We start from the raw sequence: 13,844 nt of genomic DNA, 5'->3' as shown, positions 1-13,844 counted from the left end.
TTTTATTATTAGATTAGTGAAATTAGCTACAACTGCTACCTTTATAACTCACACATTTAACGTTGAGGTGTAACATGGCTGTTTCTGCAATCCCTAAAGGTTTCCATGCGGTAACCCCGTATTTGGTTATTGAAGGTGCCACTAAGGCGATAGAGTTCTACAAACACGCTTTTGATGCAGAGCTTGTAATGCAAATGCCCTTGCCTGATGGTGGAGTGGCGCATGCTGAAATAAAAATAGCCGACTCTCATATTATGCTTTCTGATAATTGCCCTGATGTGCAATTTAAGTCGCCGCAACAACTTGGCGGTACACCGGTGAGCATTATGCTGTATGTTGAAGATGTCGATGGTGTTTTTGCTAAAGCTTTGTCGCTTGGGGCAAAAGAGCTACGCCCAGTACATGACCAATTTTATGGCGATAGGTCAGGGACTCTAGAAGACCCTTTTGGTCATATCTGGACTATAGGCACACACAAAGAAGACCTCAGTGAGCAAGAGCTTATGCAGCGCATGAGCGAGCTTATGAGTAAAGAGCAAGATGCTTAAAAAGTTGTTTCAACCGACATTCCTATTTGCCATGAATCCACGTCTTGGTAACTGCCCAGAGGCGTACTAAAGTCGATATGTATCACATTGTCGTTACTTGAGCGCGATGAATATAGGCGAATACCAACGCCTGCACTGGTTAGCATTGAATCTGAAATATTTGCAGTTTCAGTGCTGCCAAATGCTTGGCCTACATCAACAAAGCCAACAAAGCCTACATCTACAAACTGATACAGATTGATATTAGGGTACATTCTTAGTTCAGCCGTTGCTTGTACGCTTGATGTACCATGTTGGTAACTTTCTGGGAAGCCACGCATGCCTTCTTCACCGCCAACGGCCAGTGGTTTATCAGCAAATTCATGGTTTTGCCAATGACCATTTAGATGCGCATAAAAAGCAAATGAGTTTGACCAGCGATAGTTAAATTGTGCTTTTGAATAAAGCGCTAAACGGTCATCAAGCTCAGTTCCCATATTGCCTTTCATTCCAGCGGCAAATCGATACAAGGCGTTATTGTTAAACCACGCTTTGGTAAGATTTGTATCAAATAAAAAGCCTTGGCCAAAATTTACGGTATCGATGGCAAACTTTGAATTTAGCTCCCAACCTAGGTTAACGTCTTCGTTGTGGTTTATTAGGTCAATATCGTGCAATACGGCGTAATTGTCTTCTAGCCAATGTAATCCGACCCAAGGCGCTGCAATGGTGTAATCGTTAAGGCCTGCAAGCAAAGGCTCTGTTTCAAAAGGGCGGTAACTGACATCTTCGTAATCAATCCCAGCAAGCCAGTGAAAGGTTTGCTGACTGTCTTGCGATAAAATTCCGCCGTAAGCAAACTGGGCGATTAATTCATCAGTAAAAAACTCTGAACGAGTCATGCCATTTTGATAGATATAACTTTTTTGCTTTTGTGATTTAGCAAAGTAGCGCATTAGTGCGTCACTGCTGCGTTGATAAAAAGGCTGATGATAATCCACTAAAAACACTTGCCCGTCATCGTAATCATCAGCTTGTAAAGTGAGGGTTGCATGAGGCTGCCAAGGCACTGGCATTTGCAGCACTGAGTGGTAGCCTGAGCGTTCATGATCTGATTTATACTTTAAAGATGCGCGAATACCGTAGCCTAAAAAGTTTTCTTCTTTAAAACCTAAGCTGTATTTATTATTGCCACTACTACGGCCAAAATTAATGGTTGGCAATAAACTCCAGGTATCCCAGGTATCGATTTGCACCACGCGGGGTTCATCTTCAAGGCAATCTTTTGTATAGCTAACCTTGGCATCTCTTAAGTATTTTTTGCTGCGCAAAATGCGCTCCGCTTCTTGTAGCTGACGCTCACTGACTTGATCACCCTCTTTGAAGGTAATTTGCTCACTAACCACTTTGTTTTTGGTATCAATGTGCAGCCAGTTGATAAAGCGATGTAGGGCGGTTGTTTCAGGGTCATTAGGATCGAAAATCGTATGCGTATCAATGTTGAGTTTATCAACAGTGATGTCTTTGTCCTCGCTTAACTCTGCAGTAGGTTTGCTTTTTACTTCACAAACCACATCTAAGCTTAAAGGCTCGTTTGCATAAACAGTCCCTGTAGCAGTGCATGTTATTAATAAAACCGATGTTATTTTATTCATCATTATTATGCCTACTAAATACCAAGGAGATGCAGCGTGTTTGGCTTTATCAACCTTTAAATTCTTTACAGTTATCAGCATAAAATCGCTAACTTAAGAAAAACTTAACTAAAACTTAAACTTCATTGAAGGTTGTAAGTTTATGATTAATAAACGTTATGCTAACTAACTGTGGCGAAGTTAATCGATAAATAGCTGGCTTACGTATGATTTCTTAAGGTTTCTAATAGAGCAAATAATGAAAAAGCGTGTTTTATATTGGCTGCAAAATGACTTACGCCTAGTCGACAATGAAATTCTATCTGAGTTAGCTGATTTTGATGGCGAGCTTGATTTAGTGTTTGTGATTGAGCCGCGCTGGTTTAGGCAAACTAACTATCAATCAAAACCGTATGGCACGCATAGACACCGTTTTTTACGTGAAAGCCTAGCAGCATTTGCACAAGCTGTTGAGAAGCTTGGGCAAACACTTCATGTGCTAAGTGGTGAGCCTGAGCAAGTAATCAGTCAGCGATTACAAAAGTACAATATTGAAACTTTGGTTTGTACAGAGCAAGTTGGCGTTTATGAGCAAAAACAGCTCGATAAAATCAAAGTGTTATGCCCAGAAGTGACAGTGAAAACTTATCAACAAGATACCTTGTTTAAAGCAACGGACTTGCCTTTTCAGTTTGATGACCTACCTAAAAACTTTACTGCCTTTCGCAAAAAGGTAGAAGCTGAGCCAACCTTTATAGCGGCGCCACTGCAAGCGGTTAGCCACTTACCTCATCCTGTACAACTATGCCCTGATAACCCTATTGATGATGTTGCAACTCAACCTAACATTTTTAAAGGTGGTTTACTTGCAGCTCAGCAGCATTGTGATGCGTACTTTTCATCTAAAGCGCCAAGCAGTTATAAAGAAACACGCAATGAGTTAGACGGCTTTAGAAACAGTACTAAGTTCAGTGTTTGGCTCGCTGGGGGCACAATTAGCGCAAAACAGCTTTACCGAGAAGTTGAAGTGTATGAGTTAGAAAACGGTGCGAATGAGTCGAGCTATTGGATAAAGTTCGAATTACTGTGGCGTGAATATTTTAAGTGGCATGCGATGCATGCTGGCCCAACACTCTTCCAGTTTAAAGGGCAAAAGCATAGTGCGCCACTGACGACTTTTAACAGCCAGCGCTTTAATGCGTGGTGCCAAGGTCGCACGCCGTTTGCTTTGGTAAATGCAATAATGCATGAGCTTAATGCGACAGGCTATATCTCTAACCGCTCTCGGCAAATTGCGGCAAGTTGTTTAGTTAATGAGCTTGAACTGGATTGGCGCTATGGCGCAGCGTATTTCGAACAGCAACTCATCGATTACGACGTGGCTGCGAACTGGGGTAATTGGCAATATATTGCGGGTGTCGGTGTTGACCCTAGAGGTGGTCGGCATTTTCATATTAATAAGCAAACAGCGCTTTATGATCCTCTGGCGCGTTACATTCGAAAATGGCAAGGAGATCAAACCATCGTAAGCACAATCGATAGTGTTGATGAGGTGGATTGGCCAAGGATTTAATAGCCTGCGTTAGATCAATATTCTTCACAGATTTTTAGTGTTTTTTTATTTTGTTAACTAAAATAATGATTAAGGCTTGCTTTTATTGTTGGTGGGCTAGTTAACAAGGTTAATTATGGCATTTAGTGAAGGGTATGATGCGATTAAGTCGCATCTTGGTTTAGACATTGCTCAGCTAATTCTCGACAGTGGAGATGCGGGTATTTGGCTTTGGAATGTACAAACAGGCGAAACCATTTTCAATGATAAGTGGGCCGATATTATCGGTTACACACTGCAAGAATTATTGCCAGTTTCAATTGAAACTTGGCTCAGCTTTGCTCACCCTGACGACCTGTCAAAATCGGAACAGCTATTAAACGCTCACTTTAAAGGTGACTCTAAGCGTTATATTTGCGAAGCGCGAATGAAGCACAAACAAGGGCATTGGGTTAAAGTGCTCGATAAAGGCCAAGTGCAAAGTTGGGATGAAAATGGCAACCCGGAGTGGATGCTAGGCGTTCATATCGATATTACTGAACAGTGGTTAAAAGAGCGAGAAATTGAGTTTTTACATGCTAAATTACAAAAGTTTACTGATAACTTACCGGGGTTTGTTTATCAGTATATAGTTGATAAAAATGACCAAGCTTACTTTCCTTTTGCAAGCTCTAAAGTTTTTGATATCTATGGCTGCACGGCAGATGACATAACTAAGTCTGCTGATTTAATCAGGCATATTATCCATCCTGATGACTTAAAGCGCGTTATAAAAAGCATTGAAAAATCGCGAGTTGAATTATCCGATTGGCATGAGGTTTACAGAGTCAATCACCCAACTAAAGGCGTGATTTGGGTTGAAGGAAAGTCCTCACCAATTGCCCGAACTAATGACAGTGTTGAGTGGAATGGTTATTCAGAAGATGTCACTGAAGAAGTTAAAAGTAACGAAAAAATACAGCTGCTTACCGCGGTATTTACAACAACAAGCCGCGGTATATTAATAACCACCCCTGAGCCTAAAATTGTGGATGTTAATCCTGCTTTTGAACAAATCACAGGCTTTAGTAAAGCACAAGTGCTTGGTAAAAACCCATCTATACTCTCAGCTAAGCAGCAACCCAAAGAGTTTTTTGAAAAGATGTGGGAGCGTTTATTAAATACTGGCCGTTGGCAAGGCGAAATATGGAACAAGCGCAAAACCGGTGAAGTATTTCCTGAGTTGTTAACCATAGATGCCATGTATGACGAACATGGTAAGGTTAGTCATTACATTGGTGCATTTGATGATATTTCAAAGGCAGTAGAAAAACGCCAACTGCTTGACGAATTAGTCAATCAAGACCCACTGACAAAGCTGTTAAACCGGCGTGGTTTAGATATTCAGTTACATTCATTTTCTCATCATGCAGTGAGTGAAGGTAACCAGTTTTCGTTGATTTATGTCGACCTTGATAACTTTAAACTGGTGAACGATACCTTTGGTCACGAGCAGGGCGATAATCTACTGCTTGAAATCAGTGAGCAGCTTTCACTTCAGCTGCGCGATAAAGACATATTAGCTCGTATTGGCGGCGATGAGTTTGTGATTGTGTTACCAACGTTAGCAAAACTTTCTGTTTGCCAAGACATTGCAGGGCGCTGCCAAAAAGCGGTTGAAGGCGTAGCAAAGCGCTACGCAACAAAAGTGCCTGTGAGTGCTAGTTTTGGAATCGCGCTTTACCCAGAAGATGGTAAAAATGCCAAAGAGTTACTCGCCACTGCTGACGAGCAAATGTATAAGATGAAGCTTAAACATAAAGCATCACCACTCGGTTGAAATTTCGACACTCGGCAGCTTATTCAAAAGCGGTAGTAAAGCACGCTCTTTACGTAAATCTTTGCGCTCGTTTTCTAAATCTCTTCGTTCTCGATAAAGCTCTTTTTGTTGGCCATTATCAAGTTGATTGCTGTTAAGCTCAGCGCGAATATCTTTTAGGCGGCGGTCAATATCGTCAATTCGGTCATCAATGTATATCAGCCTTTGCTGTATTTGATACCTGTCGTTGCCTTCCTGCCATGCTTTACGAAATGCTGTGCTATTACAGACGCCATTGTAAGATGCTCCTTGCATGCCAAGGGTAAAGCCATTTTCGGGCTCACAATACACCGCCAGACCTTGATCGTATCCCACTTTATATTCAGCAATATCGGCACTTACGCCATACTCGCTACATTGTGATAAGGCATCTATGCCATCACGATACTCAGTGCCATCTGCACCATGTTTATAACCAATACCATGCCAATTGGCTTGTAAACATTCATCTTTACTGACTGAGGTACAGCCTGCTAATACGATTAATGGCAGTAGAGGAAGTGTCCATTTTCTCATTAAAGTCTCAGCTTAAATTATTAATAACTAACTTGATTCTAGCCTGTAATATTATTTTTTAGAAAGTAGTTTTTGTATTTCATAACAATGCCCTCAAATGATTAAGTTTTATTGCGCCTAGGTATCCATTACCACTGACAGAACCGCTGAGCAATGCGTATATTTGGCTGCGCATTCTTTAAGTGAGCTAACTGTAATAAGCATAACGCGGTAAAGTGACTGCGTTTGATCAATTGATGGCGGTCAAAGCGCATGATCTCGTACCACAGCTTAAACAGCTCGCCAAAACGCATTAGATTGTTATTGTTAAACTGCCACTGTGATTGGTAATTTACCTTGATAGGGCAAGGCATATGACCCGGATAGGCTTGCCATGGTGCAAGCATAGCTCGTGGGTAACTGGTTTTCAGCCAGCGCTGATAAAAGCGGTGCTTACGAACATATTCAACAGGGACAGCTAAAGGATATTGCAGCACTTTCCACGAATAAAACGGATGGAAGAACTCCATTTTAAACTCGCATACTTGCTCGTTCGGAATGCTCAAATGATGATGTTGATCATTGAGTAGTAAGAACAATTGAAATGCTTTTTCGAGTGGTAGCTCGGCTAATGGTTTAAAACTAAGTTTTAGGTTATCAATTAATTTTTGTTGTAATGCTGATGCATTATGGACCACTGACTTTGGCAAATAAGCGTATTGCTGATCTAAATAAGCTTGAATGAGCTTATCAAGATTGTTTTCTTTTGCCGCCTCATAAATAGCGTCGCCATAAAATACGGCACCTAAACCAACACTGCCACCATTACCAGACCAACTAATTTGTGGTCTTGAAACGGTTTTATATTCATTGTGATGTGCTTTGCGCCAGTATTTGCCAAGGCGTTGCTCAACAGAGAGCTTTTGTGTGTCGCGTACTTGCACAACTTCAAGTTTAAGGGCATTTTGCGAAGCATATTGTTTTGCGCAGTAGAGATCTTGGCTATCTGATTGCGAAAAATTAAACGACTTAAGCTCAACACCTTGGCGTAATAGCTCGCAGTTAATTAACCGTGAATCAAGGCCGCCAGACAAGGTGCTCAGCACTTTTTTATCGGTGTGCATCGCTTTTGTTACAACACTGCGAAAGGCCTGAGTAACCCCTTCAATTGCGTCGGTCACCTCAAAGTTTTGTTTGGCAAGGGCGACCCAATCAAAGTAACGCTGTTTTACCACGCCATGACTGGCATCAAAACGTAATATTTCGCCTGGGTATGAGCATTTAATGTTTTTATAAGGCGTGTGATCTAATAGCGGGTAACCAAGCACAGCAAGCTCTGTGAGTGCTTCGGCATCGCTTTCAAGCTCAATATTGAGCTGTTTGAATAACCCCAAGTTGGTTGAAAACAGTAAGCCTTGCGCTGTTTTTAAGGTATAAAACGGCTTTAAACCAAGTGGGTCGGTGGCAAGTACTAAGCTGCCTAATTGGCTATTAAACTGGCAAAAGCTAAATACCCCTTCACATTGCTGTAAGCAAGTGTTGAGCGAAGCTGTATTGGCCATGGTTTTTAAATCATCACTGCGCGAGCTGCTTAGTAAAGGGTGACCAATCAGCGTTGCAATTTGCGACTCAGTTTGCAACCAACTCGCTTGTTGGTAAGCATCAAAGTCATAGTGAAAAATAGCTCCATTATCACAATCAAAGCGCTGAACATCTGCTTTTTTGTAGCGATTAAATACATCAGCTAGTTGATTAATATAATGAAATTCTGTTTTGCCTAATTCATTGAATTGGATATAACCTGCGATAACAGCCATGTTAACCACCTTTTCGTTTGCTAACTTACATGTAAAGTTGCAAGCCATAGGCCAAAACGAATAAAGGCCTTAAACAAGGCCTTTGGTAACATTACAAAATTACAAACGCAGATCAGCGATTGTTAAGTTGTTGGTTGATTTCATCGAATATACTCGCATCATCAATGGTTGATGGAATTTGCAGCTCTTCACCATCGACCAATTGGCGTAAATTCTTTCTGAGTATTTTCCCTGAGCGGGTTTTTGGGAGGCGCTCAACATGCAAAATGTTTTTCAGGCAGGCAATGGCGCCAATTTGATTTCTTACCGAGTGAACTAACTGTTGCTCAACTTCTTTGCTATCGCCAAGATAATCGTCTTTGAGCACTATCATCGCCATGGGTAATTGCCCTTTGAGTGCATCGTTAACACCAAATACTGCGCATTCAGCAACAGCAGGGTGGGCTGCTACAATCTCTTCCATTTCACCGGTTGATAAGCGATGACCTGCAACGTTAATTACATCATCGGTACGACCCATAATAAATAGATACCCATCCTCATCAATATAGCCGCCATCACCAGAGAGGTAATAACCAGGGTACTCACTTAAGTAGCCCGCCTGAAAGCGTTCATTGTTTTGCCAAATTGTTGGTAAGCAGCCAGGAGGTAAAGGCAGTTTAATAACCACTGCGCCGCTTTCGTTTGCGGCGCACTGCTCACCATTCATATCAAGAATTTGTACATCAAAGCCCGGTGTTGGCACAGTTGAACTTCCCGGTTTAGTGGCAAGTTGTTCAATACCAATTGGATTACACGCAATTGCCCAACCTGTTTCTGTTTGCCACCAGTGGTCGAGTACAGGCAAGCCAGTGTTGTCTTTCAACCACTCATACGTTGGCGGATCTAGGCGTTCGCCGGCCAAGAATAAACGTTTTAAACTTGAGGTATCGTATTGTTTAAAGCCCTCGGCGGTCGGGTCTTCTTTTTTAATTGCGCGAAATGCAGTTGGAGCACTGAATAAGGCGGTGACTTTATAATCTTCTACAACACGCCAAAATGCACTGGCATCAGGAGTTCTTATTGGTTTTCCTTCATAAAGTACGGTGGCACAGCGATAAATGAGCGGTGCATATACAATGTATGAGTGACCAACCACCCAGCCAATATCGGAAGCTGCCCAAAATACCTCGCCGGGCTTCATGCCATACACGGTTTCCATGCTGTAATGCATTGCAACTGCGTGACCACCGTTTTCTCGAACCACCCCCTTGGGTGTGCCTGTGGTACCTGATGTGTAAAGAATATAAAGCGGGTCGTCGCCTGCAACAGGCACTGCATCGACTGCACTTGCTGTATCAGAGGCTGATTGCCAATCGATGTCTCGGCCATCTTGCATCTCGGCAATGGCTTGTTCACGCTGAAATACAATACAGTGTTCAACAGCATGCTTGGCGTTTTCGAGTGCTTCATCAAGCAGTGGTTTATATTCGATCACATGATTAATTTCGACCCCGCAAGACGCAGTAAGCACAAGCTTAGGTTTTGCATCATCAATACGCACAGCGAGTTCGTGAGGTGCAAAACCACCAAATACAACGGAGTGAATGGCACCAAGGCGCGCACACGCCAGCATACCAATAACTGCTTGTGGGATCATTGGCATATAAATGACTACACGGTCACCTTTGCTTACGCCAAGGGATTGCATGAGCCCTGCAAATTTAGCAACTTGAGTTTGTAACTCGCCATAAGTGTATTGTTGTTTGGTATTGGTAACAGGGGAGTCGTAAATCAGTGCAGTTTGGTCGCCATAGCCAGCTTCGACGTGTTGGTCCAGGGCTAAGTAACAAGTGTTTAACTGACCATCGGCAAACCAATGGTAAAAATCATTATCGTCATATTGATAAGGGGCACTTGGCTCTTTAAACCAAGGAATTCGTTTACTTTGCTCAAGCCAAAACTGACCCGGATCGCGCTGGAACTGTTTGTATTGTTGTTGATATTCGCCCGCCATTGTGAGGCTCCTATACTTTTTAGTGAGAGACCCTAAAAAATGTAGGTGTTTTTTTGATTAAATAATATGCGACCTTGGTCGGCATTAATTGGGCTAAATGTCGTGAAATCGCCCTGTTTAGGGGCGATTTTAGGGAATCGTGGTGCTAATTAAACCTGTTGTTCACTAATAAGCGGTAAGCAAATGAAGATCTTAACGCCACCTAGCTCACTGTGCTCAGCTTTTATAGTGCCTTTGTGTGTTTCTATCAGGCTTTTACAAATCGCAAGTCCAAGGCCTGAGCCGCCTGTTTGACGGCTGCGCGACTTATCAACGCGGTATAAACGTTCGAATATTTCAACTAACTGATTATTGGTAACGCCGGGTGGGGTATCTTCAATACTAAAAGTAATACTCTGCTCTGAGGCCGTTGCTATAAATTTAATTTTGCCGGGTTTATCAGTATAAAAAGTACTGTTTGATAAAAGGTTCGTCAGTACTTGCTTAATTTTATCTATATCCCATGTCACTTTGATATCTGCAGCAAGGTGAATGTTACTAGTAAATTCAAAACCTTTGTTTTCTACAAAAGCAGTAAAGTCTTGCTGCCAAACGGATAATACGTCAGCAAGTAAATAGGGTTTTAAGTTCAGATATAGGCTATCGGAGTCAGCTTGTGCTAGTTGATGGATATCACGGATCAGTACATTGATATCGGTAAGTTTTCGATTAATGGCATCGTAAGAGGCATCTACGTCTTTGGCGATATTGTATTGCAATGCTTCAACTTGCAATTGTAGTGCTGTGAGTGGCGTGCGAATTTCATGAGACACATCGGCTAGTAAGCGGTTCTTTTTATCAACGACTTCTTGGAGTAGCTGTGCTCGTTCACTGGCAAGCTTACGCTTTTTAAATGAGCGGTAACCAAAGCCAGATATCAGTAAAATCACGCAGCTTAAGCCCAGTAACCACGCTTTGAATTGCCATTCACTTTCGCTTAGTTGAGCCGCTTGAATTTGCTTTTCAGCACTCAATTGGTTGATTTCTTGCTGATTTCGCATAAAAGTTACTTGGCTTTGCATCGCGGCCACGGTTAAGTCGTGCTGATTTTTACCGGTACTATCTTCAAGGGTTTGATAGCGGTTTTGCGATTCAAATGCTTGTTTATACAGTTGTAAAGCAAGGTAAGAATCAGTGAGTAACTTATTTAAGCTAATTTGATCTTCAACATCTTGCAGCTCATCAGCCTGTTTTAAAGCCTGCTCTGCGGTTTTAATTGCTTCAGCGTGATCATCAAGGGCTTGATAAATACGTGTTTGGGTGATCCCTAAAGATACCAAGTGTGAGCGAAAATTATAGTCAGTAGCGATTGCCAAAGCGCGGTCGATATAGGCTTGCGCTTCACTTATGTTATTTTGTTTTAAAGCAATTAACGCCATTAAATCGTACGAGCGACATAGCCCTGTGTTTGAAGATGATTGCTGATAATAGCTAATCGACTTTTCTGCGTAATCTGTGGCTGTAGCAAGTTCGCCTTGTTTTAGCGCAGCGTAGCCGACCTTCATGGCACTGTTACCGATGTCGACTTTTGAGCCAATTTCTAAATCCAACACGTGAGACATTTTAAAGTGCTTTAACGATTGAGCACTGTCGCCCATACGGCGGTAAACTTCGCCAATTTCGTAAAGCGAATCGGCTATGCCTTTTTTATCATCGAGCTTTTGATGCAAAGAAAATGATTGAGTTAAACTTGCAAGTGCCGCATTGTGATCGCCAATAATGGCTTCGATTATTCCTAAGTTTAGTAATGCCGATGCATACGATTTTTCATCATCAAATTCATGTAAGATATTAACAGATTTTTGTGCCTCATTAAGGGCGGCTATGTATTTATCTTGCCAGCGTAAAATGGCTGCTAATCGCTCATAAGACTGGGCAATCAGCACAGAATCTTTTATCTGTTTTGCAATAGTTAATGCATCTCGGTAGTGCTGCTCTGCTGTTAGAAAGTTACTTTTTCTACCTTGTGCGTAGCCCTGAATAAGCATCGCTCGTACTGCGATAGCCTGATTACTTTGCTTTTGTCCGTACTCCAGTAGCTGCTCTGCATAGCTCAGTGCTTGATCATAATCACCACTGCTGACATTCATAAATGCCAGCGATTCAAGCGCTTCTTGCATGATGTTAGGCTCATTGACGAGGGTCGTATCGGTGGTTAACTGCTCAAAAATTTCAGTGGCTTGGTTTGGGTTACTATTGCGTAGTGACTGGGCTTCGTTTAGCTTTTCTAACGCTTGTTCAGGGGTAATAGCATAGGCGCTTAGCGATAGACAGCTAAAGGCACAAGCTAAGGCTAAGCTTTTGTAAAATAATGGAGTATTTTTCATTTTTTATTTAGGTAAAGGCAACTGCCATTTTTGTAAAATTGCTTGGTATTGACCACTTTGCTTCAAAGCTTCAACCGCGTTACTTAATTGCGCTGCGAGTTGTTTATCTAAATTAAGGTTTGCAGCTAAATAAAGACCTGAAGGAAAGTCATCTAAGTGTAGGCTTTTATGAATGTCACTTGGATCAACCCCAGATAATGCCAGTTCGTTTTGCAAAGTCAGGGTGTTGGTCAGCACAAAGTCTATGCGCTCTTTTTCAAGCAATTGCCAAAGTTGATGGTAATGACTGACTAGCACCAAATTTTTATCTTCATTAAATCCGGCATGCTTCAAGTAATGCTCACTTGAATAGCCTCGAATAGTCGCGACACGGTACTGCTGAGCTTGCTTTAAACTAAATATTTTGTGGCTTTTGCTCGCAAGGTCAACGAGGTAAGCGTCCGAAAAATAGGTTTGTGCTAACCACTGAAAGCGGTTTTCGCGAGCTGGGTTTTTTAGTAGCGAAATCATTAACATGTTTGGATTGTTTTCGAGCTCATGAAAAGCCCGCGCCATAGGCATAATTGCGAATTCGCTAGGGATGTTTGCGTGTGCTAAGGCGGCTTTTACTACTTCAACAAGTGCACCATCGGCTTCGCCTTGCTGATTTTTAAAATGGTAAGGAGGTAGATCTTCAGCGATAAAGGTCAGTGTTTTCGCAGCCGTTGCACAACTGATGAAACAAAGCAGAGTAGCAATCAGTAATGAGCGAAACAGCATAAAGATCCTTTATCCTTAAACAAGTAATTAACATACTAAAGAATCTTAATGAAAAGGTATAGGTTTTTAATTGCCAAGTCAGATTTAGTTGCTTTTTTTACTGCGGGGCGCCCCTAGCAAGATACCGATATGGCAAACACACACAGATAGAAAAGCACTCAAGCCCAATGCACCGCCATAGCCATGCAAGCGCGGCACAAGGTATTCAAACAACAAAGCAAACAATATTGAAGCAATGGCTAATGTAAAAATGCCAAAGCGTTTTGGTGCGCTCATGCCAATGAAAGTCCCCCCAAAAAACGCCACGCTGTAAAGTTCTACATCAACAGGGAATAGGCTTAAAATTGCAAATGCAATAATGCTGGTGGCGGCTGAGGCGCGAATGCCATCAAAGCGGTTATGATGCGCTAAAAAGTAAGTAGAGTAGGCACCAAGTAAAGCGGTAATTGTAATAAACAAATCCATTAAAAGACTCCTTTTGCAAGCATATAAAGCGCCACACTGGCAAAAGCAACGCTACCAAGACGACCACCAAAACCTGCAAATAGGTTCATAGTTAATACGTAAAGGCTGGCACCAATTAAAGAGATAAAACTCAGCTCCCAGTAGCTGTTGATTAAACTCGATGAGCACATACCAGCAAAACTACCAGCGTAAATGGCTGCATAAGGATGGTTACCAAAACGAGCAGGAAAAGGAATAAATGTGCCAACTAATCCGGTAAATGCAGCAGATAACACAAGGGCAACATTGGCTTGGTCATGAAGTAAAAAGCAGGAAAAACAGCCAACAGAAAAGGCCAAAAACTTGACCATGAAAAATGTAATATGTGCCATTAAT

11 protein-coding genes are annotated in these 13,844 nt (G+C 41.9%); 3 read left to right on the top strand and 8 right to left on the bottom strand.

The window, feature by feature from the left end:
• The first annotated feature begins 74 nt into the window (after positions 1-74).
• The gene (locus tag L1D51_RS04770; RefSeq protein ID WP_054560690.1) at positions 75-548 is read left to right on the top strand and encodes a VOC family protein; all 474 of its coding nucleotides are present in this window, start codon (positions 75-77) and stop codon (positions 546-548) included.
• Here the strand turns inward: L1D51_RS04770 and L1D51_RS04765 are convergent.
• Entirely contained in the window at positions 545-2,185 is a 1,641-nt protein-coding gene (locus tag L1D51_RS04765; protein ID WP_095209726.1) for a BamA/TamA family outer membrane protein, read from the bottom strand. The genes L1D51_RS04770 and L1D51_RS04765 overlap by 4 nt on opposite strands.
• Positions 2,186-2,420: 235 nt before the next feature.
• Between L1D51_RS04765 and L1D51_RS04760 the strand changes: the two genes are divergently transcribed.
• Positions 2,421-3,734 carry a DASH family cryptochrome gene (locus tag L1D51_RS04760; protein ID WP_239962936.1) on the top strand — a complete coding sequence of 438 codons (1,314 nt, stop codon included), beginning with the start codon at positions 2,421-2,423 and terminating at the stop codon, positions 3,732-3,734.
• Positions 3,735-3,849: 115 nt separating this feature from the next.
• Entirely contained in the window at positions 3,850-5,532 is a 1,683-nt protein-coding gene (locus tag L1D51_RS04755; RefSeq protein WP_239962927.1) for a sensor domain-containing diguanylate cyclase, read from the top strand.
• On the opposite strand, the gene L1D51_RS04750 is transcribed toward L1D51_RS04755, so the two are convergent.
• The 7 genes from L1D51_RS04750 to L1D51_RS04720 all read right to left on the bottom strand — a co-directional run bounded on the left by L1D51_RS04750 (position 5,518) and on the right by L1D51_RS04720 (position 13,819).
• On the bottom strand, positions 5,518-6,087 hold the full coding sequence (locus tag L1D51_RS04750; protein WP_239962919.1) for a DUF2799 domain-containing protein: 570 nt from the start codon (positions 6,085-6,087) through the stop codon (positions 5,518-5,520). The genes L1D51_RS04755 and L1D51_RS04750 overlap by 15 nt on opposite strands.
• Positions 6,088-6,215: 128 nt before the next feature.
• Positions 6,216-7,883, bottom strand: a complete 1,668-nt coding sequence (locus L1D51_RS04745; protein ID WP_239962910.1) for an asparagine synthase-related protein — start codon at positions 7,881-7,883, stop codon at positions 6,216-6,218.
• A 112-nt stretch (positions 7,884-7,995) separates the two neighbouring features.
• Entirely contained in the window at positions 7,996-9,879 is a 1,884-nt protein-coding gene (locus L1D51_RS04740) for a propionyl-CoA synthetase (protein ID WP_239962908.1), read from the bottom strand.
• A gap of 149 nt (positions 9,880-10,028) precedes the next feature.
• On the bottom strand, positions 10,029-12,245 hold the full coding sequence (locus L1D51_RS04735) for a tetratricopeptide repeat protein (RefSeq protein WP_239962906.1): 2,217 nt from the start codon (positions 12,243-12,245) through the stop codon (positions 10,029-10,031).
• A 3-nt stretch (positions 12,246-12,248) separates the two neighbouring features.
• Complete coding sequence (locus L1D51_RS04730; protein ID WP_239962904.1) at positions 12,249-13,004, bottom strand: substrate-binding periplasmic protein; 756 nt, start codon at positions 13,002-13,004, stop codon at positions 12,249-12,251.
• An 84-nt stretch (positions 13,005-13,088) separates the two neighbouring features.
• The gene (locus L1D51_RS04725; protein WP_054560682.1) at positions 13,089-13,469 is read right to left on the bottom strand and encodes a hypothetical protein; all 381 of its coding nucleotides are present in this window, start codon (positions 13,467-13,469) and stop codon (positions 13,089-13,091) included.
• Positions 13,469-13,819 (bottom strand): hypothetical protein, encoded by a 351-nt coding sequence (locus tag L1D51_RS04720; protein ID WP_054561182.1) that lies wholly within the window; start codon positions 13,817-13,819, stop codon positions 13,469-13,471. Before L1D51_RS04720 ends, L1D51_RS04725 begins: the two co-directional genes overlap by 1 nt.
• Positions 13,820-13,844 lie beyond the last annotated feature (25 nt).

It is taken from the genome of Pseudoalteromonas shioyasakiensis (genome assembly GCF_022398475.1).
In the GTDB taxonomy this organism is placed as follows: domain Bacteria; phylum Pseudomonadota; class Gammaproteobacteria; order Enterobacterales; family Alteromonadaceae; genus Pseudoalteromonas.
The sequence above is the reverse complement of the archived record's forward strand: the minus strand, read 5'-3'. Positions and strand labels throughout refer to the sequence as shown.